This window comes from candidate division KSB1 bacterium (assembly GCA_034506255.1).
GTDB classification, from domain to species: domain Bacteria; phylum Zhuqueibacterota; class Zhuqueibacteria; order Zhuqueibacterales; family Zhuqueibacteraceae; genus Coneutiohabitans; species Coneutiohabitans thermophilus.
Genome location: JAPDPX010000009.1, coordinates 276516 through 300722, shown reverse-complemented (window position 1 = coordinate 300722; position 24207 = coordinate 276516). Strand labels below are relative to the sequence as shown.

General features: G+C 61.8%; 20 protein-coding genes. 12 read left to right on the top strand and 8 right to left on the bottom strand.

Translation table 11 applies throughout. The features are described 5' to 3' along the window. Nucleotides 1–3: 3 nt before the first annotated feature. From ONB52_19020 to ONB52_19005, 4 genes are all read right to left on the bottom strand, one after another. Nucleotides 4–840 carry a hypothetical protein gene (locus ONB52_19020; GenBank protein MDZ7418222.1) on the bottom strand — a complete coding sequence of 279 codons (837 nt, stop codon included), beginning with the start codon at nucleotides 838–840 and terminating at the stop codon, nucleotides 4–6. A gap of 37 nt (nucleotides 841–877) precedes the next feature. Then, nucleotides 878–1366, bottom strand: coding sequence for an asparaginase (locus tag ONB52_19015; GenBank protein ID MDZ7418221.1), 489 nt, complete (start codon nucleotides 1364–1366; stop codon nucleotides 878–880). A gap of 142 nt (nucleotides 1367–1508) precedes the next feature. Continuing rightward, nucleotides 1509–2972, bottom strand: coding sequence for an aminotransferase class III-fold pyridoxal phosphate-dependent enzyme (locus tag ONB52_19010; protein ID MDZ7418220.1), 1464 nt, complete (start codon nucleotides 2970–2972; stop codon nucleotides 1509–1511). 187 nt (nucleotides 2973–3159) lie between these two features. Beyond that, a complete protein-coding gene (locus ONB52_19005) occupies nucleotides 3160–3585 on the bottom strand; it encodes a hypothetical protein (GenBank protein ID MDZ7418219.1) in 426 nt (141 codons plus the stop codon). A 294-nt stretch (nucleotides 3586–3879) separates the two neighbouring features. On the opposite strand from ONB52_19005, the gene ONB52_19000 reads away from it, so the two are divergent. From ONB52_19000 to ONB52_18945, 12 genes are all read left to right on the top strand, one after another. After that, on the top strand, nucleotides 3880–5577 hold the full coding sequence (locus ONB52_19000; protein MDZ7418218.1) for a serine/threonine-protein phosphatase: 1698 nt from the start codon (nucleotides 3880–3882) through the stop codon (nucleotides 5575–5577). A gap of 178 nt (nucleotides 5578–5755) precedes the next feature. Further along, nucleotides 5756–6709, top strand: coding sequence for a radical SAM protein (locus tag ONB52_18995; protein ID MDZ7418217.1), 954 nt, complete (start codon nucleotides 5756–5758; stop codon nucleotides 6707–6709). After that, nucleotides 6706–7506, top strand: coding sequence for a metallophosphatase family protein (locus ONB52_18990; GenBank protein ID MDZ7418216.1), 801 nt, complete (start codon nucleotides 6706–6708; stop codon nucleotides 7504–7506). The genes ONB52_18995 and ONB52_18990 overlap by 4 nt, the downstream gene beginning before the upstream one ends. An 86-nt stretch (nucleotides 7507–7592) precedes the next feature. Beyond that, nucleotides 7593–7922: an arsenosugar biosynthesis-associated peroxidase-like protein gene (locus ONB52_18985; GenBank protein MDZ7418215.1), complete on the top strand. Its 330-nt coding sequence runs from the start codon at nucleotides 7593–7595 to the stop codon at nucleotides 7920–7922. A gap of 276 nt (nucleotides 7923–8198) precedes the next feature. Beyond that, complete coding sequence (locus ONB52_18980; protein ID MDZ7418214.1) at nucleotides 8199–9386, top strand: NAD(P)/FAD-dependent oxidoreductase; 1188 nt, start codon at nucleotides 8199–8201, stop codon at nucleotides 9384–9386. 333 nt (nucleotides 9387–9719) lie between these two features. Next, the gene (locus ONB52_18975; GenBank protein MDZ7418213.1) at nucleotides 9720–11273 is read left to right on the top strand and encodes a glycerol-3-phosphate dehydrogenase/oxidase; all 1554 of its coding nucleotides are present in this window, start codon (nucleotides 9720–9722) and stop codon (nucleotides 11271–11273) included. Between the two features lie 643 nt (nucleotides 11274–11916). Then, nucleotides 11917–14808, top strand: a complete 2892-nt coding sequence (locus ONB52_18970) for an FAD-binding protein (GenBank protein MDZ7418212.1) — start codon at nucleotides 11917–11919, stop codon at nucleotides 14806–14808. A 212-nt stretch (nucleotides 14809–15020) separates the two neighbouring features. Then, entirely contained in the window at nucleotides 15021–16115 is a 1095-nt protein-coding gene (locus ONB52_18965; protein MDZ7418211.1) for a putative glycoside hydrolase, read from the top strand. Between the two features lie 209 nt (nucleotides 16116–16324). Beyond that, nucleotides 16325–16669, top strand: coding sequence for a hypothetical protein (locus ONB52_18960; GenBank protein ID MDZ7418210.1), 345 nt, complete (start codon nucleotides 16325–16327; stop codon nucleotides 16667–16669). Nucleotides 16670–16935: 266 nt separating this feature from the next. Further along, nucleotides 16936–18294: a S8 family serine peptidase gene (locus tag ONB52_18955; GenBank protein ID MDZ7418209.1), complete on the top strand. Its 1359-nt coding sequence runs from the start codon at nucleotides 16936–16938 to the stop codon at nucleotides 18292–18294. A gap of 402 nt (nucleotides 18295–18696) precedes the next feature. Continuing rightward, complete coding sequence (locus tag ONB52_18950; GenBank protein MDZ7418208.1) at nucleotides 18697–20022, top strand: T9SS type A sorting domain-containing protein; 1326 nt, start codon at nucleotides 18697–18699, stop codon at nucleotides 20020–20022. A 161-nt stretch (nucleotides 20023–20183) separates the two neighbouring features. Beyond that, on the top strand, nucleotides 20184–20570 hold the full coding sequence (locus ONB52_18945; GenBank protein MDZ7418207.1) for a DUF309 domain-containing protein: 387 nt from the start codon (nucleotides 20184–20186) through the stop codon (nucleotides 20568–20570). 50 nt (nucleotides 20571–20620) lie between these two features. Here the strand turns inward: ONB52_18945 and rnz are convergent, their stop codons facing one another. Genes rnz through ONB52_18925 form a run of 4 tightly spaced genes read right to left on the bottom strand, consistent with a single transcriptional unit; the run spans nucleotide 20621 to nucleotide 24199 of the window. After that, complete coding sequence (gene rnz, locus ONB52_18940; protein ID MDZ7418206.1) at nucleotides 20621–21550, bottom strand: ribonuclease Z; 930 nt, start codon at nucleotides 21548–21550, stop codon at nucleotides 20621–20623. Then, complete coding sequence (locus ONB52_18935; protein ID MDZ7418205.1) at nucleotides 21547–22449, bottom strand: diacylglycerol kinase family lipid kinase; 903 nt, start codon at nucleotides 22447–22449, stop codon at nucleotides 21547–21549. Before ONB52_18935 ends, rnz begins: the two co-directional genes overlap by 4 nt. Further along, a complete protein-coding gene (locus ONB52_18930) occupies nucleotides 22449–23357 on the bottom strand; it encodes a DMT family transporter (GenBank protein MDZ7418204.1) in 909 nt (302 codons plus the stop codon). The genes ONB52_18935 and ONB52_18930 overlap by 1 nt, the downstream gene beginning before the upstream one ends. Then, complete coding sequence (locus ONB52_18925; protein ID MDZ7418203.1) at nucleotides 23354–24199, bottom strand: alpha/beta hydrolase; 846 nt, start codon at nucleotides 24197–24199, stop codon at nucleotides 23354–23356. The genes ONB52_18930 and ONB52_18925 overlap by 4 nt, the downstream gene beginning before the upstream one ends. Between the last annotated feature and the right edge of the window lie 8 nt (nucleotides 24200–24207).

Sequence of the window (24207 nt, the reverse complement as noted above, 5' to 3'; positions counted from 1 at the left end):
GCCCTACCAGTGCAGCAGCACTTCACTCTTGAAATAATCCGCGTTCTTGATGGTGAAGTAATCAATGTATTCCAGGCGGATGATCAGCCGGTTGGAGCGGCGCAAGGCAAAGGCGGTGATCAGGGTGGGCAGATCGCAATCATAGCTGAGGGCGAAAAGGCTGCCGGCGAGGGCGAGGCGCGGCCCCAGCAGCGAACGCTGGTCCAGCCGCATGTAGTTGAAACCGAGAAACGGCCGGGGCCAGTAGTTGAAACTATCGTAGCGATAGTATGCCGTGACGTGGTGGGAATAGTGAAGACGCCAGGCCGGCAGCGTCACGCTCATGCCGCGGGCATGGAGGCCGCCATACCCATTCACCTGAAACCTGCCGAGCTGCCGGCGCAGCGACACCTTCTCCAGTTGCCACTGCACGAAACCCAGGTTTTGGCGGCGCAGATGCCGGCTCACGATCTCCGAAACATAATTGGCAAGACTGCCCCCCACCGCCACGCGAATGATTGCGGTTTGTTTGGCAACCGGCATGGCCTCGGCAATGGCCTTCAGCTCCGCCAGTGATTCCATACCCCGCACACGATAAGGCGCGACGAAATCCACCAGCCGGCGCACATCCTGCAGGAGGCGATATTCATCGCGGAAGTAGGGATGCACCGGCGGTTGGTGGTAGCCGGCATCGATTTCACAACGCAGGCGCCGTCTTGTGCTGTCTGCCGGGGTCGGGAGGCGCACCGCCGCCGAATCGGTTTCACTCTCCCCGGCTGCCTGAAACACCGGCGGCGCCAGAATGACCAGTGCCTCCTGCTGGCTGAGCACGTCCTGTGCCCAAACGCCAAGAACGCTCAAACAGCAAAGGCATGCCCAGCGGCGGGTCCGGGGTGGCTCACCGCACGCGCTCGAACACGCCCAGTTCACGATTCTTGCGCACATTATCCCAAGTGAAAAACATGCCATTCATGGCGAGGTAAACACCGGCGGGCAACGCCTGCACGAAAGAGAGGGCGCTGCCGAGATTGAACAGGCCGTCCGAGCTGCCAAAGGCATAGGGTACCATGGCGCCGGTCATCACGATGGTTTTGTTCTTCACCCCGTGCGCCAGCAGGTGTGCGGTTTCCACCATCGTGTCGGTGCCATGGGTGATGACGATCCTGTCCTCCGGACAGGTGCGGCATTCCTGCAAAATGAGGTGGCGGTGCGCCTCCGTCATGTCCAGGCTGTCGATCATCATGACGGTTTGGAGCACCACCGGCAGGCGGCAGCGGCCCAGGCGCAGCATTTCCGGCACATGCGTGTCGCGGAAAAAAAGCCGGCCATTGATCTCATCATACTCTTTGTCAAACGTGCCGCCGGTGATCAAGATCCGGATGTTCATCTTGGCTCCCACGCAGACATGAATTCCCGGCAGGCGGCGTGTTGCGCAGCGCTGGCAGGCACAGTCCCCGGCAGGGGCTGTGTCTGTCTCCGCCCAGCCGGTGCGGCCACGATAGCGATTTTGCTTCCCAAAAACAAATTCTTCAACTCAACCGGCCCTGACGGACTTCGCGCAGGGTGTCTTCCAGGCGGTTGAGAATTTCCTGCAGCAATTCCTCGGGAATGTTGAGCGCCGGTTCGAAGCGCACGGTTTCGGAGTTGCTCATGGTCCCGGCCACCAGCACGCCCTTGCGGAACAGCCGCGAAACCACCTGCCAGCCGTATTCGGCATTGCGGAATTGCATGCCCAGCAGCAGGCCCTTGCCGCGCACATCTGCAATGATGTCACTGAAGCGCTGCTGCAGGCGCTGCAATTCCGCCAGCAGATAGGCGCCCTTGCGGGCGGCCTGGCCGGGCAAATCCTCGGCGAGGGTGACGGCGATCGCCGCAATGCCGGCGGCACAGGCGAGCGGATTGCCGCCGGTGGTGGAGGAATGCACTTGCGGGTCCTTTTCAAAGGCCGTCCAAATTTCGGCGGTCGAGATGAAAGCCGCGAGCGGCATCACCCCGCCGCCCAGGGCTTTGCCGAGGCACATGATGTCCGGCACAACGTTCCAATGCTCGACGGCAAACATTTTACCGGTGCGGCCCAGGCCGGTCTGGACTTCATCGGCGACCAGCAAAACCCCGTAACGGTCGCAAATCTCGCGCACCCTGGGCCAATAATCCTCAGGCGGTACGATCGCACCCGCCTCGCCCTGCACCGGTTCGAGCACCACCGCCGCCACTTGCCAGCCCACTTTTTCCGCCTTGTGCAATTCGAACTCCAGATCCTCGGCATCACCGAACTCCACAAAGGTGACATCGGGCAGCAGCGGCTCGAAGGCTTTGCGGTAACGCAGCTTGCCCATGAGGCTGAGCGAGCCGAGTGACTTGCCATGAAAAGCCCCCAACGAGCTGACAAAGCCATGACGGCGTGTGTGGGCACGTGCCAGCTTAATGGCGCCTTCCACCGCATCGGTGCCGTTGTTGATCAAAAAACTGTACTGCAACCGCCCCGGTGTAATTTGTGCAAGCAGTTTGCTCAATGCGCCACGCAGCGGATCGAGCAGTTCCTGACTGGAGAGGGGATTGCGCTGCAACTGTGCCTGCACCGCCTGCACAATTTGGGGATGGCGGATGCCGGCATTGTAAAGTCCGTAGCCGCCCAGGCAGTCAATGTATTCGCGGCCGAGATTGTCCCAGAATTTCGAAGCCTGGCCCATCCACTCCAGGCAGGCATAATCGCCGGCGGCGGAGACGGATTTGCGCGCGTGCCCCCATTGCTTGTTGATGTAATCGATGTGATTGCGCAACGTTTCTTCGATCATGGCATGGTGCTGGCGTTCATCCAGCACGGTGCCGGAAATGATGTCCAGCCATTTGCGGCATTCGTGCAAAATTTCTTCGTATTGTTGATTCTGCGTGGGTGCGGCAGCCGGCAGTCTTTTGCCTTCAGTGGCACTGCTGTGTGGCGGCAACAGCGGCGTGGGCCGCGCGGCGGCTGGGGAAATGTATGTCGAAACCATGATGACTGACTCCACGGTTGATCAGCGTGACTCCAGAAAATGCAACAGGCAAGACTCTGCCATTCCCGGCAGGGCAAAAACCGGGGGCAGTTTCCCCGGGGAAGCGGAAACAAGACGCCTTCGCGGGGGAAATTTCCATCAATTCAGCGGAGACAGAGGGGAAATGGCAAACAACAGTCTGGCGGACTCAGCCAAAGTGCAGGATTTCGCGGTAGAAGAACTTCTCGTCGTAGAAAATACGCAGCAGAATGGGGGAAACAGATTGCAGCAGCCAGGTACCCAGAGGTTGACCTTCCGAATTGCGCAGGCTGTGCACACTGTTCAGATTGTAAGGAACAGCGATTTTGCGCTTCATGGCTTGGCCTTTCCATTGGTTTGGTGCGGCTTCGTCTTTTTGCGCACAGGCAAAATAGAGAAAAAAGAACTGAGGTGCAAGGGTTGGCAAAAAATTTTTCGCTGCTGGTGGGCAAAGGCCAGTGAGCAGGCGCTTGAACGAGGTTGCCGCGCTGCCTCCGGGCAGGAAAGGAACGTGTGAAGCAGCACAGGCTTCCCTGCCTGCAGACAAGAGGTCTGCGTTGCGGCCACACACATAACGGAGGCTGAGGAAGGTCATAGTTTTTGCTTGACAAAGGAACGGCATGATGGTATATTGCCGCCGTTTCAACACGGTGACAGCATCTTCGCGAGGGCATGGCGCGATTCCAGTATGCCCTCTCTCCTCCCTAAAGAGTCTCGCAACCGTTTTGGCGCGCGGATTTGCTTGAGGGGCAGAAGCCTGTGACCCTTTCTGCTCCCGCTTTTGCGCGTCCGTGAAGAGTGGCTATGAGACGGAGAGCTTTTGGCAACGCGATCGTGTCACTGCCAGCCATGCGAACCGCTTGCGGAAGCGAACGGCGACCCTCGTTCAATGGCCATGCACGCAAATCTCGAAAACAATTCTCTCTCCGCCACCAGTCCCGCGGTTCTCAACCCGCAACGGACCAGTGTCAGTGAACGTGCCCGTGTCACCAGCCAGCCCCTTGCGACGACCTCTGCAACCACCGCCAAACCAGCCGCTGAACGCAATGGCAATTTGGAATTGCGCCAGCCGCGCCATCATTGCAACGAAGACGAGGCGACGATTTTCCCTTACATTCCGCGCAAACGCCAGGAACGCAGCGGTCTGCTGATTGACTATTTGTATCTGCCCGCGGCTCAGGAGGCCGGCGACCAGGTTGATTTTCTCATTCTCGGGGAAAACCGTGTCGGTGTGCTGCTGGCGGACATGACCGGCAAAATCCCGGAGGAAAGCTCGCCGGTGTTGAAAACGGTTTTGCGTTCGAACAGCACGGGGCTTTCCGCCGCCGCCACGCTGCGCTATCTCGATCAATGCCTGTCCGCCTCCTGCACTTCGGATTTCCGGCTGACCGCCTTCTACGCGATCTTCGATCAAAACAAGCGGCTGCTGCATTTCGCCAGCGCCGGCCATCTGCCCATGCTGATCTACCGTCCGGCACTGGGCCAGATTTTTTTGTTGAATACTTCGGGTGCACCGCTCGGCCGGATGTCGGCCACGGTGGATGAGGCAAACGGCCGTTTTGCCCCCAATTTGAGCACGATTGAAAGTGAAAAAGTCGCGCTCGCCCAGAACGACCTGCTGCTGCTTTACAGCGACGGCCTGCTCTCCCTGCGCAACAGCGCGGGTGAATATTTTGGCCGGCAGCGACTGATTGATTTCATCATGCAGCACGGCGAACTTTCACCCACCGAATTCCTGATGGAATTGCGCAGCCTGCTGCAGCGTTTTGCCGGAGACCATATCACTCACGATGACATCACGGTCATTGCCCTGAAAAACATCCTGCGCGATCTCGACAAACAGCATCCGGAAGCCGCCGGTTGCGAGCTGGCCGCGAAATTCATGACCACCAGCCAGGAGCAGGCCATTCTCCAGGTTCTCCGCGAAAACCCGCAAGCCGGCGTCGAGGAGATCATCGCCCATCTCGATGAGGAGCTGAGCTACACCCTCACGCGCGAGCGCATCGAACAATATCTCAAACAGAACGGCCGCTGGCTGCAGCCCTGGCCGGCGCGACCGCTCAAAACCGCGGCCGCAGGTTCGCCCGCCGCCGCGGCGCAGCCGCCGGGGACTGCCGCCGTCGAGCGCCAGCAATTGCAGCAGGAGTTGCTGGCAGCGTTTCCCCTGGGCAAACTGTTGCACAAACGCTACCGCTTCAGCAGCGGCACACCGGAGATGGCGGAGGTGATGCACCATTACGAGCAAGGTGATTATCCCCGCGCCCTGCAGGCCTTGCAAACCGTGCAAGCGCGCATCAAAGATTCCGCCACCCTGCGCTGCTTCATCGGCAACCTGCATTTGCTTGCGGGGGCCAGGGCCGCCGCCCAGCAGGAATATCTCGCCGCGCTCGAGCGCGATCAACGTTGCGTGCATGCCCTGCTCGCGCTCGCCTACCTCGCCCTGATGGAGGAGGACTACAGCTCCGCCATCGAATCCCTCGCCACTGCGTTGCGCCTCGACCGCAATCTCGCCGACTACCACACCTTTCTGCAAAAACTGATCGGGGTGGTGGAACGCCGCGAGCATCGCAGCGAATGGTTGCTTTGAGTGCAACCCGCCGGTCGCTGCCCCGCCGCGGCCGCGCGCCACCCGCCCTTCCCGCCTCATCCCCCACAAAATCCGGTTCGCATCGTGCAGCGTATCAAAAAAAACCCTGGTTTCCTGTTGCGAAGAGAAATAACTTGATCTAGATTGGCGTTACAAACATGTGGAGTCCGGCACATTCATGGAGAAATACGACGGTGAGCAAGGACAGCGCAACCTGTCCACTGCAAAAGTCGGGTTGGTTCAGACGGCACACGCCGGGATATACGTCCCGTTGCAGCACTGCGATACGTTGTGGTTTCAAGTTGGCGGAACGATTTGCAATTTGTGGTGCACCCACTGCTTCATCAGTTGCAGCCCCCGGAATCACACCTTTGGTTTCATGTCCCGCCGGCAGGTGCGTGAGTACCTCGCCGAGTCCGTGCGCCTGGGCGTGAAGGAATATTACTTCACCGGCGGCGAGCCGTTCATGAACCACGAGCTGCTCGACATTCTCAGCGACACGCTCGCGCTCGGGCCGGCCAGCGTGCTCACCAACGGCCTGCTGCTCAGCCCGCGCGTTGCCCGCGAGCTGCAGCAGCTCGCGGCGCACAGCCCCTACACCCTCGAGCTGCGCATCAGCCTGGATGGTTTCTCGCCCGCCACCAATGATCCGATCCGCGGCCGGGGCACGTTTGCGCGCGCCCTGCAGGGCGTGGCGAACCTGGTGCAAGCCGGCTTTCTCCCCATCATCACCTGCATGCAAAGCTGGCCGGATGAGCAACACGATCAGGTGCTGGCCGGCTTTCGTGCCGCGCTGGCCGACATCGGCTACACCCGGCCGCGTCTGAAGATTCTGCCGCCACTGCGCATCGGGCGCGAGGCGGAGCGCGAACGCGGCTACACACCGGCGGAACGCGTCACCCCGGAGATGATGGCGGGCTATGACACCGGCGTTTTGCTGTGCAGCAGCAGCCGCACGGCCACTGATCGCGGCGTGTTCGTCTGCCCGATTCTCATTGAAAAACCGGACGCCAAACTGGGCGACTCCCTGGCCGAGGCCCTTCACCCCTTCCCGCTGCGCCATCAGGCCTGTTACACCTGCTATCTCAGCGGCGCCATTTGCAGCAACTATGCCCCGGCACGTGACGCATGAACCTCGGCACCACTGACTTCCGCCGCATTGTGGTCTTCGGCGGCGTGTACAACAATTATCTCGCTCTCGCCGCCTTGTTGCGTGAGGTGAGCAGGCTGCGTGCGGACGCCATTTTCTGCCTGGGTGATCTCGGCGCCTTCGGGCCGCATCCCAACCGCGTTTACCCCCTGCTCATCGAAGGCCGGGTACAGGTGGTGCAGGGCAATTATGACCACAGCATCGGCAACGATTTGCGGGACTGCCAGTGCGGCTACACCGATCCGCGCGACAACTACTTCGCGCAAATCAGCTATGATTACACCCGCGCGCACACCTCGCCGGAATTCAAAGCCTACCAGCGTGCTCTGCCACCCTTCATTCGTTTCACCACCGGCGGTTACCGCGTTTTCCTGTGCCATGGTTCACCGCGTAAAACCAACGAGTTTCTCTGGGAAACCACCACCCCCAATCATTTTCTCAAAAAACTCTTTCACGATTACCAGGCCGATGTGATCCTTGCCACCCACACCGGCATCAAGTGGCAGCGCCGCCTGCCCGGCAACAAGCTGTTTGCCAACGTCGGTGTCATTGGCCGGCCCGAAAACGACGGCAGGACCAACGTTTGGTACAGCACGGTCGCATTCTCGCCGGCGCTGACAGTCGAGTATCATCCCCTGCTCTACGATCATCACCGCCTGGCACGCGAGATGGCCGAGGAGAAGCTGCCGCAGGAATTCATCGACACCGTGCTGACCGGCTGGTGGACCACCTGCCTGGAAATCCTGCCGGGCAAGGAACGCAGCCGCGGCAAGTTTTGATTCTCTGCACGGCGACATGCAGCAGTGGGACCTTCTGTCCGGTTCCACTGCTTTCATCTTTTCCATTCATTTCACAGGAGAGCAAGATGCCCAGCTATTACTTGAGCGAAGATTTGGCGCGTTTCGGCGAAGTTGCAGGCCCTTCACCGAAATTGTTCAAAATGTGGTTGGACTGGTACAATACCTGTCATCAAGACGGCGCGCTCGACAAAAAGACCAAGGCGCTCATTGCGTTGTCGGTGGCGCATGTGCTGCAATGCCCCTATTGCATCGATGCCTGGACCACCGGCGCGATCAAGGAAGGCGCCACGCCGGAGCAAATGGCCGAGGCCGTGCACGTCGGCGCTTCCCTGCGCGCCGGCGCTTCGCTGGTGCATCATATTCAATCCTTGAACGTACAGGCGCGCGAGGAGTAGGATGGGCAGCGGGCGCCATGCGGTGCCGGCGCGGCAAAGTCTGCGCTTTTATTCTGACAGGATCCAGTCAACCATGACGCCGCTCAACCTGCCGGTCTTCCACAAAGGCATGGCGGTGCGGCTATGTTGCGACCCCGGCTGTGCCGGGGTCGCTCACCCTGCGGAAGGCGTGGGGAGATTCCCGGGAATTTTCGAGGCACCGCCCGCGCCGTTGCCGGAAGATTTTCGCAGAGGTTCCCGATTGCTGACGGAATATCAATCACGCTTGCGAGTTGCATGATGCCATCATACACGAATCAAAAACACGCGCTGGTGATCGGCGCCGGGCCAATCGGCCTGGAAACCGCCCTGCGTTTGCTCGAGCGCGGCATTCACACCACGGTGCTGGAAGCCGGGCGTGTCGGTGAGCACATCCGGCAATGGGGCCATATTCGCATGTTTTCCCCGCTGCGCATGAACATCTCGCCCCGCGTGCAGGCGCGGCTGCGTGACCGCCTGCCCGCCGCGGAGACGCTTCAAACTGGAAACGAATTCGTGCAAACCGTGCTGGAACCCCTGGCCCAAACCGAGCCGCTGCGCCAGTGCATTCAAACCGGCCGCCGTGTTGTCGCGGTGACACGCGCGGGGCTGGGAAAAACCGGCCTGCCCCATCACCCCTTGCGTGCCGAGCGCAGCTTTCGCATCCTGGCGGAGGATGCCGAGGGCCGGGAGCAGACTTACCAGGCCGATTATGTTTTCGATGCCAGTGGCGTTTTCGGCCAGGCCAATTGGAGCGGCGCGGGCGGCATGCCCGCGCCCGGCGAACGGCGCGGTCACGGTCGCATTCTGCGCCGGCCTCCTGATGTCAAACAACTAGCCGGCCGGTTCGCGGGCAAACGCATTTTGCTGCTCGGTCACGGCCATTCCGCGGCCAACACCATCGTGGCTTTGAATGAATTGCTCCAGGAAGCGCCGCAAACACGCGTGCTGTGGGCAGTGCGCTCCGATCGCACCCGGCCGGTGGCGGAAGTGGCGGAGGATCCGCTCACCGAGCGCGCCACGATCGTCAGTGCGGCCAATGCGCTGGCACAGAATCCGCCGCCGCAACTGCGTGTGCTGCGGCGCACCACCGTGGAGGCGTTACAGACAGCACAGGCCGCGCTGCGCGTAACACTCAAGGTTGGGAAAAGCACGGAGGAAGTGGAAGTCGACGAGGTGATTTCGCTCACCGGCTATCGCCCCAATCTCGAAATCCTGCGCGAAACCACGGCAGAATTCTCCAGCGTTTCCGAAGGCGTGCGCGGGCTTTACCACGCGCTCACCAACGTCACCGACTGCCTGGCGCGCATCAACGTTGCGCCACAGGATTTGTTCAGCGGCGAGCCGAATCTCTTCGTCGTCGGCGTGAAAAGCTATGGCCGCAACCCCGGCTTTCTGCTGCAGTCCGGCATCGAACAGTTGGAGACGATTTTCGCCACCCTCTGACCCGCGGTGTCGATTCTGACAGAATTCTGAGAATTGAGGATGAGCCGGGTTCAATTTGTCGCGCAGGCTTTTGGAATTTTTCCGGGGCCCGGGCAAACGCTTTGACTGTGCGCTGGCGCTGCAGCCTTTTCCGGGATGGAGAAAGTGAACTTCACCGCCGCTCACGCTGCAGGAGTCATCCCCCGCAGTTGACCGCACCCGCACGCAGTGAATCATTTCAGAACGGGGGCTTGCAGCATGGCAACCGGAAGCACCGCCTCGTCCGGCACCCCGCGAACGCAGTGATGCTGCTCATCCGCCGCCGCCGGACAGACGAGGCCCCGAGGAGGAAACATGAATCGCCCCGAGATGTTGCAGCAGTTGCGATCCACCGGCCGGTGGGACGTGATCATCATCGGCGGCGGCGCCACCGGCCTGGGCTGTGCGGTGGAGGCGGCGGCGCGGGGGTATCGCACGCTGTTGTTGGAGCAGGGCGATTTCGCACAGGGCACCTCCAGCCGCAGCACCAAATTGATTCACGGCGGTGTGCGCTATCTCAAGCAGGGCAATCTCGCGCTGGTGCTGGAGGCCCTGCATGAGCGCGGCCTGCTGCGGCAGAATGCGCCGCATCTCGTGCATCATCTCGCCTTCGTGGTGCCCCTGTATGATTGGTGGGAGGGGCCGTTCTATGGCATCGGCCTGAAGCTGTACGACATGCTCGCCGGCAAATTGGGATTGGGCCCTTCACAAAATCTCTCGCGCGAAGACACCTTGCAGCGCATTCCCACGCTCGAGCCAAAGGGCCTGCGTGGCGGCGTGATCTACTATGACGGCCAGTTCGATGATGCCCGACTGGCCATCTGCCTGGCGCAAACCGCCGCCGGACTGGGCGCCACCGTGGTGAACTATGTCAAAGTCACCGCACTGTTGAAAGCCGGCGGTCTGGTGACCGGGGTGGCCGCGCAGGACACGGAAAGCGGCGAGCGTTTCGACTTGCCCGCACGCGTCGTAATCAACGCCACCGGCGTGTTTTGTGATGCCATCCGGCAGATGGACGATCCGCACGCGTCTCCGTTGATCGCGCCGAGCCAGGGCGTTCACCTCGTGCTCGACCGCCGGTTTCTGCCCAGCGACCATGCCATCATGGTGCCGCACACCGACGATGGCCGTGTGCTGTTCGCCATTCCCTGGCACCATCGCACGCTGGTCGGCACCACCGACACCCCGGTCACGGAAATTCAACTGGAGCCGCGGCCGCTGGCGGCCGAAGTGGAATTTCTGCTCACACACGCCGCGCGCTACCTCACGAAAGATCCGACACCGGCAGACGTGTTGAGCGTGTTTGCCGGTTTGCGTCCCCTGGTCAAATCCCACGAGACCACCGCCACCGCGGCGCTGTCACGCGATCACAGCCTGATCCTCTCGCCCTCCGGTTTGCTCACCATCACCGGCGGCAAGTGGACCATCTACCGCAAAATGGCGCAGGATACCATTGATCAAGCTGCGAAGATGGCGGGTTTGCCGGAGCAGGCTTCCCCCACGCACAGCCTGCGCTTGCACGGCTGGCAGGCGCAAGTGGACAGTCAATCGCACTGGTCGGTCTACGGCTCCGAGGCCGCTGCGCTGCAGGAGTTGATGGCGGCGCAGGAAGAGCTGGCCGTGCCGTTGCACCCCAATCTGCCCTACCGTGCTGTGGAGGTCGTGTGGGCGGCGCGGCAGGAAATGGCGCGCAGCGTGAGCGATGTTCTGGCGCGGCGCACGCGCGCGCTGCTGCTGGATGCCGCCGCGAGCATGGCTGCCGCGCCGGCCGTGGCCCGGTTGCTGGCGGAAGAGCTGGGCCGCGATGCAGACTGGCAGGCCCGGCAGGTGGGGCAGTATCGCGAATTGGCGCGGGGATACCTGCTGTAAAGGCCCTGGCGCGGCCCTGCTGCCGGGACCCTGCGTGCGCCGCAGGGTTGTGCTGTCATGGCGCGTCCTTCCATCGTCATGTGGTTCCCTGCTGCCGGCCGCATACTTCCTGCTTTGATCCCGCCCGCCGAAAGTGTATATTCCGCGCGTTGCAAAAATCCGGTCATGCGAAAAACCGCGCGGCCGGGGATTGCCGCGAGTGGCCGCACAGTGTCACACCGAAATCGCGGGCTTGTGAGAAAATGCACCGGCAATGGCCCGGCCGTGGCCTGAGCACTCCAGGGTTTTCATACTTCCGGCGTGTTGGAAACCCCGGTTCCGCCGAGGTTGGAACGTTTTCAGCGGGCACAGAATACTTGACACGAAAATACCGCAGCACAGGCCGTCGACCCAATCCGGCCAACTTTTTCGCAGTGATAAAATCCAATGGCCAAAACACGCAGGACGTGAAGCCGCAGGGGCTTTGCAAAGAGTAGCTGTTCCGCCACGGTTTGACCGTGGCGTTCTCTTGCGATCCTGCGGAGGCTCTCCGCAGGCAGACAGGAGGCCTGCGCAACGTTGTCATCGTGCTTGATGTGCGAGCGCGCATGACAATTACCCCGCGACCAATTTCCTTTCGCAGCAAACATTCCAAGCGTGGAAAATGAAAATCTCCGACGCCGTCAAATTGGAAGCCGAATTGAAGCGCAAACTGCGGGGTGAGGTTTTGTTCGACGAGGTGACGCGCTATCTTTACAGCACGGATGCGAGCCTGTATCAAATCAGGCCGGTGGGTGTGGTTTTGCCGCGCGATCGCGAGGAGGCGATTCAGGCGATTCGCACCGCGCTCAAATACGAGGTGGCCATTCTGCCGCGGGGCGGCGGCACCAGCCTCGCCGGGCAGGCGGTCGGGCAGGCGCTGGTGGTCGATTGCTCCAAATACCTGACACGGGTTCTGGCATGCAACCTGGAGGAACAGTGGGTGCAGGTGGAACCGGGGATCGTGCGCGACAACCTGAACGAGCAGCTCAAAGCCAGCGGTCTGCATTTCACACCGGATGTCGCCACTTCCAATCGCGCCACGGTGGGCGGCATGATCGCCAACAATTCCTCCGGTGCGCATTCGATCCGCTACGGCAAGACCGTCGATCAGGTGCTGGCGCTGGAGGCCGTGCTCTCCGACGGCAGCGCGGTGGAGTTTGCGGCCCTGTCCCCGGCGGCTTGCGCGGCGAAAGGCCGGCAGCCGGATCTCGAAGGCCGGATTTATCGCGAGATGAAGCGTATCGTGCACACCCATGCCGATGAAATTCGGGCACGCTTTCCCAGGGTGATGCGCCGCGCCGGCGGCTACGCGCTCGACGAGTTGCTCGATCAAAGCGAGTGGAATCTCGCCAAACTTCTGTGCGGTTCGGAGGGCACACTCGCTTTCATCACCGCGGCCAAAGTGCGCCTGGCGCCGCTGCCCAAGGCCACGGCGCTGTTGCTCGCGCATTTTCATGATCTCTTCGACGCCCTGCGTGCCACCGCCGCCATTTTGGAGTATCAACCGGCAGCGGTGGAATTGCTCGATCATCTCATTCTCAGCCTGGCGGCGCAAAACCTCGAGCAGCGCAAGCGCGCGGCGGCCTTCGTGCAGGGCAGCCCGCAGGCCATGCTGGTGATCGAATTTTTTGGCGAGCACCCCGACGAAATCCTGCCCAAACTCGACAGGCTGGGCGGCGAGTTGCAGCGGCAGCATCGCGCCTACGCCTGCACCCGCGCGCTGGGCAGCGCGGAACAAAACACGGTGTGGAGCCTGCGCAAGGCCGGCCTGGGATTGATGCTGGGCATGAAGGGCGATTTCAAGCCGCTGCCGTTCATCGAGGATGCCGCGGTGCCGGTGGCGGTGCTGCCGGATTACATCCGCGAGGTGATCGACATCGTGCACCGCCACGGCCGGGAAGTCTCGCTTTATGCCCACGCCAGTGTCGGGCTGTTGCACGTGCGACCGATCATCAATCTCAAGCAAGCCGAGGACGTGCGCCTGATGCGCAGCATTTCCCAACAGGTGCTGGCGCGGGTGATGCACTATGGCGGCATGATGAGCGGCGAACACGGCGACGGTCTGGTACGCAGCTTTCACAATCCCGTCTTCTTCGGCCCCCGACTCTATCAGGCGTTTCGCGAAGTCAAAGCCGCCTTCGATCCGCACAATCGCTTCAACCCCGGCAAGATCGTAGACGCGCAGGACATTGCGGAGAATTTGCGCATTGGCCCGCACTATCACACCCGGCCGCTGTACACGCACTTTCACTTTCAAGCGGATGGTGGTTTTGACCGCGCCGTCGAAATGTGCACCGGTGTGGGGGCCTGCCGCAAAACCCTGGGTGGCACCATGTGCCCCTCCTACATGGCAACGCGCGACGAGGAACACTCCACCCGCGGCCGCGCCAATGCCCTGCGCGCCGCGCTCACCGGGGCGATCTCGCCCGAACGCTTCACCACCGCGCGGCTGAAGCAGGTGTTCGATCTGTGCCTGGCCTGCAAGGGCTGCAAGGCGGAATGCCCGTCCAATGTCGATGTTGCCAAATTGAAATACGAGTTTCTGGCGCATTACTATGACGAGCATGGCACGCCGCTGCGCGTGCATTTGTTCGCACGGCCGGAGGTGCTTGGCCGTCTCGGCACGCTCTTTCCCGGCCTGAGCAACTGCCTGCTGCAGAGCCGCACCCTGCGCCGTTTTTTGGAAAGGGTGCTGGGCATCGACCGTCGCCGCGTGCTGCCGCTTTATGCCGCGGAAAGCTTTGGCCGCTGGTTCCAGCGTCGCAAAATCCCGGATGATAATTACCACCGGCGTCCGCAAGTCGTGCTCTTCAATGATACATTTCTTTCTTACCACGAGCCTGACATCGGCAAAGCAGCGGTCAGAGTCCTGGAGGCCCTGGGCTATCGTGTGGTGCTGGCCAATGCCGGCTGCTGCGGCCGGCCGCTCATTTCCAACGGCATGTTGCGTGCCGCGCGGCCGCGCGCGGAAGCAGTCGTCGACCGGCTCGCGCGGTTTGTCGAGCAGGGTTTGACGATCGTCGGTTGCGAACCGAGCTGCGTGTCGGCGGTGAAGGAGGACTATCCCGACCTGGTGCGCGAGCCCGACAAAGCGCAAAGAGTGGCCGGACAGTTTCTGCTGATCGAGGATTTCGTGCTGCAGCATCTCCGGCACAACCAGGTCCGGACTGCCTTCAAACCGCTGCAGCAAGACATTCTCTATCACGGCCACTGCCATCACAAGGCATTGTTCGGCACGGAGACTTCGAAAGCCGCGCTCGCGCAGGCGGCGGGTTGCAACGTCACCGAGGTGGATTCCGGCTGTTGCGGCATGGCGGGCGCGTTCGGCTATGAGAAGGAACATTACGCGCTCTCCCTGCAAATCGGCGGTCTGCGCCTGTTTCCCGCAATCAGGGCGCTGCCCGCACAACATCGCGTGGTGGCCAATGGCTTCAGTTGCCGGCATCAAATCGAACATGCCACCGGCCGCCGGGCGCAGCATGTGATCGAAATACTCGCGGAGGCGCTCGCCTGAGAGCCGGGTGGTGTGCGGCGTCGCTTCTGCCCGGAGGCATCGCCACCTTGAAAACGTGGAGGGTGACCAACCTTGCCTGCCTTTGGTGTCGTGCCCGGTTTGCCCGCGGATGGATGCGTGCGGCCAAGCCGGGCCTTGTTGCTTGCCTCGCGGGCAATCTTGCGATACAAAGACCCGACAGTCATGCGGATCCTTCATCGGTGCTACTCAACATGAAACGCTACCTCCTCTTTCTGCTCACCCTGACTTTATGCGGCGGCCCGCACCCGGCAGCCCGGGCACAGACACAAATCCATGCCTTGTGGGGCTTCACGCCGGAGGGGCCGTTCGCCGGCACGCCCAAAGAAACCGCGGCCGCGCTTTATCAAAACAACATCAACGCCGTGTTTGTGGACACGATTGCGCCGGAGCTGCACCAGACGCTCAAGGCCATCGGCGTCAAAATCTACACCACGGTGAATGTCTTCGGGAGCAGCGTGCTGTGGCGGCGCCATCCTCAACTCCGCCCGGTGGACCGCCAGGGCAATCGCGTGGCGGCAGAGCCCGGCAACGGCATTTGCCCCACACAACGCAGCTTTTGGCCGCGCCTGCTGCGTCAGATTGCACAAAAACGCGATGCCGGTTTCGACGGCATCTGGCTCGACTTTCTGCGCTTCAGCGGACACTGGGAAACACCCAACCCCGAGTTGCTGGAAACCTGCTTCTGCGATTCGACGCTGGCGGATTTCGAACGCCGCAGCGGCCTGGTGATTCCGGAAAACCTGCCAATGGATACGAGCACCGACGGGCCGGCCGGTGCCAAAGCCGGTCTGCTCGCTGCCCGGGCCAACTGGATTCTCACCCACCACCGCCGCGAATGGATGCTCTACAAAACCGCGGTCATCGCTGATTTTGCCCGGCAGGCGCAGGAGACCATCGCCAAAAAGCCGGGCGTGATCATGGGCCTGTTTGCCGTGCCCTGGCAGCGCGAAGAATATGGCCGCGCAATCACCAATGTGTTGGGCCAGGATTATCGCCGTCTCAGCAGCCATTTCGATGTTTTCTCACCCATGCTTTATCATGAACTGTGCGGCCGGCCGGTGGAGTGGATTTCGCAGTTCGTGCAATACACCGCAAGCGAAACCAACAAACCGGTATGGCCCATCATCCAAACCGATCTCGGCAGCGGCCACAATGTGCCGGATGACGAATTCAGCGCGGCGGTGCTGCATGCTCTGGAGGCCCCGGCCGGCGGGGTGATCATCTTTCGTCAGCAGACGCTGCTGCAGGCCAAACAGCTTGCCATTCTGCGCGCCTCCTGGCAATGAGCCGGCGCCTGCCGCCGGCACGGCAGGAGAAGATGCGATGCCCGGCAGGCGGAGCGGGATAAATTCCGGTTGACATCGCGAAAAGAGAGTGCTACTTTGCAGCCGGTTGCCGCTCGTTGACCGGCGCTGCCTCCAACCGTCCGCAGCCACCGGCGTCATGCGATCCGGCAGAGACCCGGCAACTCTCTCTGCCCCGTGCTGCAAGAGCCATGAAATTCATCATTGCACTCCTGATTGCCGCCCTGGCTGCCACAGTTTCGCAGCCCTGCAAACAGGCCGAGCAACAGCGTGAAGCTGCCGCCCCGAACACCGCGGCTGCCCAGCCCGCGGAGGTTTTGATCAAGTTCAAACCAACGGCGCTCGCCGATTCCGTGCAGGCTTTCGCGGCGGCCCTGGGCCTGGAGCAAGTGCGCAACTTGCCGGCGATCGGGGTGCGCGTTTATCGTCTGCCGGCCGGACAATCCCTCGATCAGGTGTTGGCCCGCTGCCGCGCCCATCCCCTGGTGGAATACGCGGAACCGAATCTCGAATATCGCATTCCTGAGCGGCCCTGACGCAGGAGTCTTGCCTGCCGCCCCATGCAGGCAGGAGATCGGCACTGCAAAATCTTTGCGGTCGTGAGCGTTTTTCCGGCGCAAAATGCGGCGTGTCACGGCGAACCTTCCAGCCGGCCAGCCCGCCGGTTTTGCGAACCGCCGGCCTGTCTGCTGTCACCGGATTTATGCCCTCCCCCGCTTATTATTCCAAGCGCCGGTGCCATTCAATGAATCCATTGGGCTGGCGCCGGCACAATCATCATTCCCCATTGTGGAGGATTTTCATGAAGAAATGGTGGAGCCTGTTGGGCCTGTTGCTGCTGGCAATGATCTTTAGCGGACAAACGGCCCGGCAGGAGCAACGACCGTTGTTCGTTCCCGGTGAAGTCGTAGTCAAAGTCAGTGACCCCGGGGTGATGGCGGCCATGCCCTCTTCCAAGCCGCTCGGGCCGGGAGACATCTTCGTGGTGCGCGACACCACCGGCAAGGAAGTCAACGCCCTGGTCGAAGAGCTGCAAAGCCGTCCGGGCGTGGTCTACGCGGAGCCCAATTATCTCTACTATGCCAGCGAGATTCCCAATGATCCGCAGTTTGGCCAGCTTTGGGGCTTGCACAACACCGGCCAGAACGGCGGCACCGCGGATGCCGACATCGATGCCGTCGAAGCGTGGGAAGTGCAGAAAGGCAGCGCCGAGGTGCTGGTGGCGGTGATTGATACGGGCGTGGACTACCGGCATCCCGATCTCAGCGCCAACATGTGGACCAACCCCGGCGAAGACCCGTGGGCCGATCCCAATGATCCCCGCAGCGGCAACGGCATCGACGATGACAACAACGGCTACATCGACGACTGGCGCGGCTGGGATTTCGTCAATCGCGACAACGATCCCTTCGATGACAATCTCCACGGCACGCATGTGGCGGGCACGATCGGCGCAGTCGGCAACAACGGTGCGGGCGTGGTGGGCGTCAACTGGAATGTCCGCATCATGCCCTTGAAATTCCTCGGCAGCGGCGGCTCCGGCAGCCTCTCGGATGCCGTGGAGGCGATCACCTATGCCGCGCGCTTTGGCGCCCACGTGATGAACAACAGTTGGGGCGGGGGCGGCCGCTCCCAGGCGCTGGAAGACGCCATCAAGTTTGCCAATCAACAGGGCGCGCTCTTTGTCGCGGCCGCCGGCAATGACGGCAAGGACAACGACGTCACGCCCAACTATCCCTCGAACTACGAAGTGGACAACGTCCTGGCGGTGGCGGCGATTGACAACAAGGGCAACCTCGCGGTGTTCGGTTCGGGCGGCGGCGGGGGCGGCATCTGCGGCTGCGTGGGCAATGTGCTGCCCACTCCCGGGTCCAATTTTGGCCGGAACAGCGTGGACCTGGCCGCGCCCGGCAAGGAGATTCTCAGTACCGCCCCCAACAACAGCTATCAATCGCTCTCCGGCACTTCGATGGCAACCCCGCACGTGAGCGGCATCGCGGCGCTGGTGTTGGCACAATTTCCCGGTCTCACCAATTTGCAGTTGAAGCAGCACCTGATGAACTCGGTCGATGTCCAGACCAGCCTGCAAGGCAAGATGGTCACCGGCGGGATTTTGAATGCGTTCAAAGCGGTGAGTACTACACCGGCCATGACGCCCTGAGCTTGCGGGCACCAGACTGCCCGGTGGTGTGCGCCGAGCCATCGGCATGGCATCATTACACCAGCTCATCAGGCAACCGCCGATGGGCATTTTTTCAGGTGAGCCGGCGGGTTGCCATGGTGATGATCTTGCGCGCAACGGGCGAGGGCGGTTGGTAAAATGACCGTGCCTTGACCTCCCGACCGCCGCCGCCTTCGCCGGGTTGAATGTTTTGCAAACCTGGCGCAGGCGAGGCGGTGAAGCCCGCGCTTCGTTTTGGCGTGCCCGGGTGGAACGGAACCACCCGCAAAAGGAGGAGGCCAGAAATTTTTCGGCAAAAGCAAAAATGCCAAAAGTGCCTGTCTCCTGGCTGTCTGTTCGCCACTCGCGGTGTCATTTGCAAAGCAGTAAAGGAGGCAAACCGTGTTGCAAAGGAGGCTCTTTGCAGTGGCGGGGCTGCTGGCAGGCTTGAGTCAAATCGCAATTGGCCAAACCTGGCAAACGCTCGGCTCCGTCCCGGTTCTGACACGCTACAATGACGTTTACTTCGTGACGGCCGTGACCGGCTGGATCGTCAACGGCTCGGGCCAAATCTACCGCACCGACAACGGGGGGGCCACCTGGCAGAAACAATTCGAGCGCAGCACCGCGCACTTCCGCTCCATTGGATTTCTCGATGCGCAGCACGGCTGGGCGGGCAATGTCGGGCCCGGAGAATTCGGCGCCACCGACAGCACGGTGCTTTATCACACCGATGATGGCGGCCTGCACTGGACGCCGGTGACCGCCTTCGTTGGCCACCGTCCGCGCGGTCTGTGCGGCATGCACGTGGTGAATGATTCGGTGATGTGCGCCGTCGGCCGGGTGCGCGGCCCGGCGGCGTTTGCACGCAGCACCGATCGCGGCCGCACCTGGCAGGCCCGGGACATGAGTGCGCACGCCGCCGGCTTGATCGATGTCTACTTTTTTCATCCGGACACCGGCCTCGCTGTCGGCCTGACCAATGTCACTCATGACAACTCCAGCGGCGTCATTCTCTTCACCAGCGATGGCGGCGCCACCTGGGAGAAACGCTTCACCACCAGCCGCACCGGCGAATGGTGCTGGAAAATTTCCTTCCCCACCCGCCGCACCGGCTACGTGTCCTTGCAGCGCAACAGCCTGGCGCCGATTTACTTTCTCAAAACCAGTGACGGCGGCCGCACCTGGCAGGAAAAACTGTTTTCGCCAGATTATTACTTTGTGCAGGGCATCGGCTTCATCGATGAACAGCACGGCTGGATTGGGGGCAACAGCAGCCAGCCCACCTACGAAACCCGCGACGGTGGCGCAACCTGGCAATCCGCCGGCTTTGGCGCACGGGTCAATCGCTTTCGCTTTTTAGGCGACACCCTGGGCTATGCCGTTGGTCGTCTGGTGTACAAATACAGCCGGCAGGCCAGCGGCATAACAACCCTGACGGAATCCCCGCTGGCTTTTGCACTCAGCCAGAACTATCCCAACCCTTTCAATCCCAGCACCACAATAACCTATCGTCTGCCGCGTGCCGGACGGGTGAGTTTGGTGGTTTATGATCTCGCCGGCCGCCTCATCGAGCGGATCCTGGACGAAACCCAGTCCGCCGGCGAGCACACCGTGGTGTGGGATGCCCACGATCAGGAGGGCAATCTGCTGCGTGCCGGTGTGTATTTGTATCGCATTCAGACCGCGGCATTCACAGCCAGCAAAAAGATGGTGCTGCTGCATTGAGGCGCTGCGCCGGATTTTCATCCAGATTGAAATCCGAAAAGAGGCCGCGCGCTGCTTCACCGGATCCCTGCAGGACAACGGCAGTGGGGGATGGACTCTTCGAGGGCTTGCGGCTCGGCAGAATCACCATGAAACCCGCATGAATACAGGAGCAAACAGCCTTGACCAACCGCTTCCTCACAAACCTGCGCGCGCGCCTGGCTCGTGGCATCGACCTCTTCAATCGTGAGTATTTTTTCGAAGCGCATGACGAGCTGGAGGAGTTGTGGCTGGATGCGCGCACGCCGGTGGAGCGCAATCTTTTTCACGGCCTGGTCAATATCGCCACCGGCTTCTATCATTACCGCATGCACAACCTGAAGGGCATGCAAAGCCAGCTTCACAAGGGCATGCAAAAACTCGCGCAGGTGCCTGATCGTTGCTGCGGGGTGGAAGTCGCGGCCTTGTTGCGCAGCGTGCAACCCTATCACGCCAGCCCGCCGACGCTGGCCAGCCTGCCGGAACCGCTGCCCCAAATCACATTTCATCCGGAAGAGTTGGGCGATTGAGGAGAAGGCCAGGCGGGGGCTGCCGGCGTGCCGCAAACCGCCGCGACAGCTCAGGCGCGGGGCAAAATCGTGAAACGCGCCAGATCGGTGGCGGCGGTGACCTGCGGCAGGAAAGTGCGCGCTTCTTCGACCATTGCGGACAAATCCGCGTGGCTCAAGGTGCCGCTGAAGTGGGTGAGAAAGAGGTGGCGAACCCCGCAGCGTTGTGCCAGCGCGCCGGCTTCGGCGGCAGTCGAATGCCCGGTTTGCTGTGCCCATTCCCGTTCCTGCGCGGGAAAAGTCGCATCGGCAATCAAGGCATCGGCATCCTGCGCCAGCAATTCTTCACCGGGGCAGGGCGAGGTGTCGACACAATACGCAATTTTCACCCCCGGCCGCGGCGGGCCAATCACTTCCGCGGGAGTGATGATTTTGCCGTTTGCCAGGACGATGCGCTCGCCGGCCTGCAGGCGGCCGCGCTCCGGGCCGAAAGGCACACCGAGCGCGTCGGCGCGTTGTTCATCGAACTTGCCCGGACGATCGGCCTCCACCAGCGCATAACCCGCCGTGAACAGCCGATGCTGCAACGGCTGCCATTCGACATGATAATCCGCGGCCTGCCAGATCACCCGCCGGCTGTTCTCCGTGATTTCATAAATCGTGAGTGGAAAGCTCAACTCGAAGCCACACAGCCGGCGGTGAAATTCGATGTAGGACGCCAGGCCGTGGGGGCCGAAGAGATGAATCTCCTGCTGGCAGCCCAGCATCTTCAAACTGGTGAGCAAACCCGGCAGGCCGAAAAGATGATCACCGTGGAAATGGGAGATGAAAATACCGCGCAGCCTCCCGGGTTTGAGGCCGGCACGGCGGAATTGAATCTGAGTTGCCTCGCCGCAATCGAAGAGAAAGATTTCACCCTGGCGTACCAGCGCCACCGCGGAGAGATTGCGCCGCGCGTTTGGCAGTGCCGAGCCGGTGCCCAGGAACACGAGATCGATCATAACAGAAATGGCAGTTTTTGGGGTTGAATCGTTACGCTCACCGGCGTGCAGCCGGCCACTTCGCCGTCAGGCGTGAGAACTTGCACCGGTTCCGCTGCGATCTGCAGGCTGCGGCCGCTGAAGATTTCAAGGTTGGGATGATGCACGTGCGTGCCTTTGAACACCGAGGGAAAGGCGCGCAGCAAGGTGCGGCGATTCACCTTGTGCAACACCAGCACCTCCATCAAGCCGTCGTCGAGCCGGGCGCCGGGTGCAATCTTCATCAGGCCGCCGGCGAAGCGCGAATTGCACACGATGACAAACACGCCTTCGCGCTCGATCAGCCGGCCGTCAAGTTGCAGGCGCAAATGCGCGGCGGTCAGTTTGGCCAGGCTTTTCATGACAGCCAGGACATAGGCCAGGACGCCGAAGCGCTTGAAGTGCAGCGCGTTGCGGGTGACGTCGGAGACGAAGCCCAGCCCCAGTGCAGTGAGGCAGTAATACCCCGCGGGAAAATCCGGCGCAGGGGTTTGCGGCAGACAGTGCAACACATCGATGCGCGTGGGTTCACCGGACAGAATTCCCTCCCAGGCGGCGGGCAGCGCGGCGCCGGCCAGCTCGCGCGCAAAGGAGTTGCCGGTGCCCGCGGGAATGAGCGCCAGCGGCGTATCGAATCCCGGTTGCTGCAGGCAGCAATTGATCACTTGAAACAGCGTGCCGTCGCCGCCCAGGGCGACGATTTGATCCCAGCCTTCCAGCAAACGCCGGGGCAGGGCGCGCAGCAGGTGACCTTCGCATTCCGAAATCAGCACTTCGGCAGCGACACCGCGCTGTTGCAGGATGCGCAACGACCGCGCCAGGACTTTCCGACCCCGGCCCAGGCCGGCATGAGGATTGGCTGCCAGCAGAATGCGTTTCATCACGACCTCGGCTCGCCATAAATAGCCAGTGTGACGCCAGCCAGCGTGAGCAACCCGCCCAGCATCGTCCAGCCCGCGACTTTCTCCCCCAACAACAGCCAGGCGAGCAGGCTCGCCCCGACCGGCTCACCCAGCAGGGCAACCGCCACCGTGGGCGCCGAAAGATGGCGCAAGGCCCAGTTGAAACTCGTGTGCCCCATGATTTGCGGAACCAGCGCAATCAACATGAACAAACCGAAGGTTTGCCAGGAATAGGACAACAGCGGCACCCGCAGCAGGAGCGCAGCCAGCAGCACAACCAGCGCAGCGGTCGAATAGCACAGGGTGACATACACCCTGGTGGGCATGCTCTGACGCAGCCGCCGGCCGATGAGAAAGTAAACGCTGCCGAAAAGCGCGCCGGCCAGCGCCAGAAGATCACCGCGCAGCGAGTCCCTGCCAGCCTGACCGTCACACAGCGCAATGATGAGGACGCCGATCATTGCAAGCAGCAAACCGCCGGCAAGCAGAGGCCGCAGCCGTTCCCGCAAAACGAACACGGCACCCAGCGTCACAAAAACGGGCAAAGTGGCAACCAGCACCGTGGAGCTCGCCACGGAAGTGTGGGAGAGGGAGGCGATCCACGTGACGAAATGCCCGGCGAGCATGACGCCCGACAGCACCGCCCACGCCGCCGCCGGCAGCGACAGCGTCTGCCGGGCACGCCAGGCTTTGCCGCGTGTGGACAAAATCAGAAAGGCGGAAGCGAAGAACAAGCGGTAAAAGGCAATGGCCAGCGCCGGCGCTTCACACCAACGCACGAAAATTGCGGAGAAGGACACGGCCAGCACGCCGAGCGCCAGCACGGCATACACACGCCGCCGCGGCAGCACAGCCGGCAATGGTGAAGAGCCGGGAATCTGTGTCACGGCGCCCCTTTCACCACGGTGGACGAAGCTTGTGCCGCGCATTGCTGTACGAAATCCCGCAGGACACGATAATAGTTTTCGCCGCCGGCAAGGAAAGAGTCGTTGTGATCCACGCCGGTGAGCGTGACGAAATGTTTGGGGTGCGCGGCGGCCGCGAAAAGTTTTTGACCCAGCGAATACGGGACCACCTCATCGCGATCGCCATGCAGGAACAGCTTGGGCAGGGTGAGCTGCGCGACTTTTTCCCGGCTCGCCCATTTCATGCTGGTGAGCCAGCCCATCGGCAGCCCGCCAAACATCAGGCGCGCCATGTCTGCCGCGTCGGTGAAACCGGCCTCGATGATCAGGCCCGTCAGAGGACGGCGGCCGGCGAGTTCGATCACCACCGCGCTGCCCAGCGAGTGGCCGTGGGCGATAATCGGCAAACCCGGCACATGCTGGTGCAGCCAGTCATACGCCGCTTCGGCGTCACGATAGCAGTTCTCCTCGGAAGGTGAGCCGGTGCTGCGGCCATAGCCGCGATAATCGAACATGAACAAATGGGCGGGAACCTGCCGCTGCAGCCGCACGAGCCATTCGACGCGATCGCTGAGGTTGCCGGCATTGCCATGCGCCATCAGCAGGCTGGCCACCGGCGCCGGATGCGGCACGAACCAGCCGTGCAGCGTGGCACCCTCAGCGGTGGTGAAATAAGCGTCCTGCACGGACAGGCCGAATCGTTCCGGTTGCCAGAAGCCGCGGGGATGGGGGCGGGGGAAGAAAACGAAATGGCGCTCGAACAGCCGGAGCAACATGAGCAGCAGGGCAAAAGCAGCAATGAGGAACAACAGGGAACGCCACATGGAGGACT

Excerpts from the sequence above, each read along its gene's own strand:
- ONB52_19015 (MDZ7418221.1), bottom strand. The coding sequence starts at position 1,366 with ATGAACATCCGGATCTTGATCACCGGCGGCACGTTTGACAAAGAGTAT.
- ONB52_19010 (MDZ7418220.1), bottom strand. The coding sequence starts at position 2,972 with ATGGTTTCGACATACATTTCCCCAGCCGCCGCGCGGCCCACGCCGCTG.
- ONB52_19005 (MDZ7418219.1), bottom strand. The coding sequence starts at position 3,585 with ATGACCTTCCTCAGCCTCCGTTATGTGTGTGGCCGCAACGCAGACCTC.
- ONB52_19000 (MDZ7418218.1), top strand. The coding sequence starts at position 3,880 with ATGGCCATGCACGCAAATCTCGAAAACAATTCTCTCTCCGCCACCAGT.
- ONB52_18995 (MDZ7418217.1), top strand. The coding sequence starts at position 5,756 with ATGGAGAAATACGACGGTGAGCAAGGACAGCGCAACCTGTCCACTGCA.
- ONB52_18990 (MDZ7418216.1), top strand. The coding sequence starts at position 6,706 with ATGAACCTCGGCACCACTGACTTCCGCCGCATTGTGGTCTTCGGCGGC.
- ONB52_18985 (MDZ7418215.1), top strand. The coding sequence starts at position 7,593 with ATGCCCAGCTATTACTTGAGCGAAGATTTGGCGCGTTTCGGCGAAGTT.
- ONB52_18980 (MDZ7418214.1), top strand. The coding sequence starts at position 8,199 with ATGATGCCATCATACACGAATCAAAAACACGCGCTGGTGATCGGCGCC.
- ONB52_18975 (MDZ7418213.1), top strand. The coding sequence starts at position 9,720 with ATGAATCGCCCCGAGATGTTGCAGCAGTTGCGATCCACCGGCCGGTGG.
- ONB52_18970 (MDZ7418212.1), top strand. The coding sequence starts at position 11,917 with ATGAAAATCTCCGACGCCGTCAAATTGGAAGCCGAATTGAAGCGCAAA.
- ONB52_18965 (MDZ7418211.1), top strand. The coding sequence starts at position 15,021 with ATGAAACGCTACCTCCTCTTTCTGCTCACCCTGACTTTATGCGGCGGC.
- ONB52_18960 (MDZ7418210.1), top strand. The coding sequence starts at position 16,325 with ATGAAATTCATCATTGCACTCCTGATTGCCGCCCTGGCTGCCACAGTT.
- ONB52_18955 (MDZ7418209.1), top strand. The coding sequence starts at position 16,936 with ATGAAGAAATGGTGGAGCCTGTTGGGCCTGTTGCTGCTGGCAATGATC.
- rnz (MDZ7418206.1), bottom strand. The coding sequence starts at position 21,550 with ATGATCGATCTCGTGTTCCTGGGCACCGGCTCGGCACTGCCAAACGCG.
- ONB52_18935 (MDZ7418205.1), bottom strand. The coding sequence starts at position 22,449 with ATGAAACGCATTCTGCTGGCAGCCAATCCTCATGCCGGCCTGGGCCGG.
- ONB52_18925 (MDZ7418203.1), bottom strand. The coding sequence starts at position 24,199 with ATGTGGCGTTCCCTGTTGTTCCTCATTGCTGCTTTTGCCCTGCTGCTC.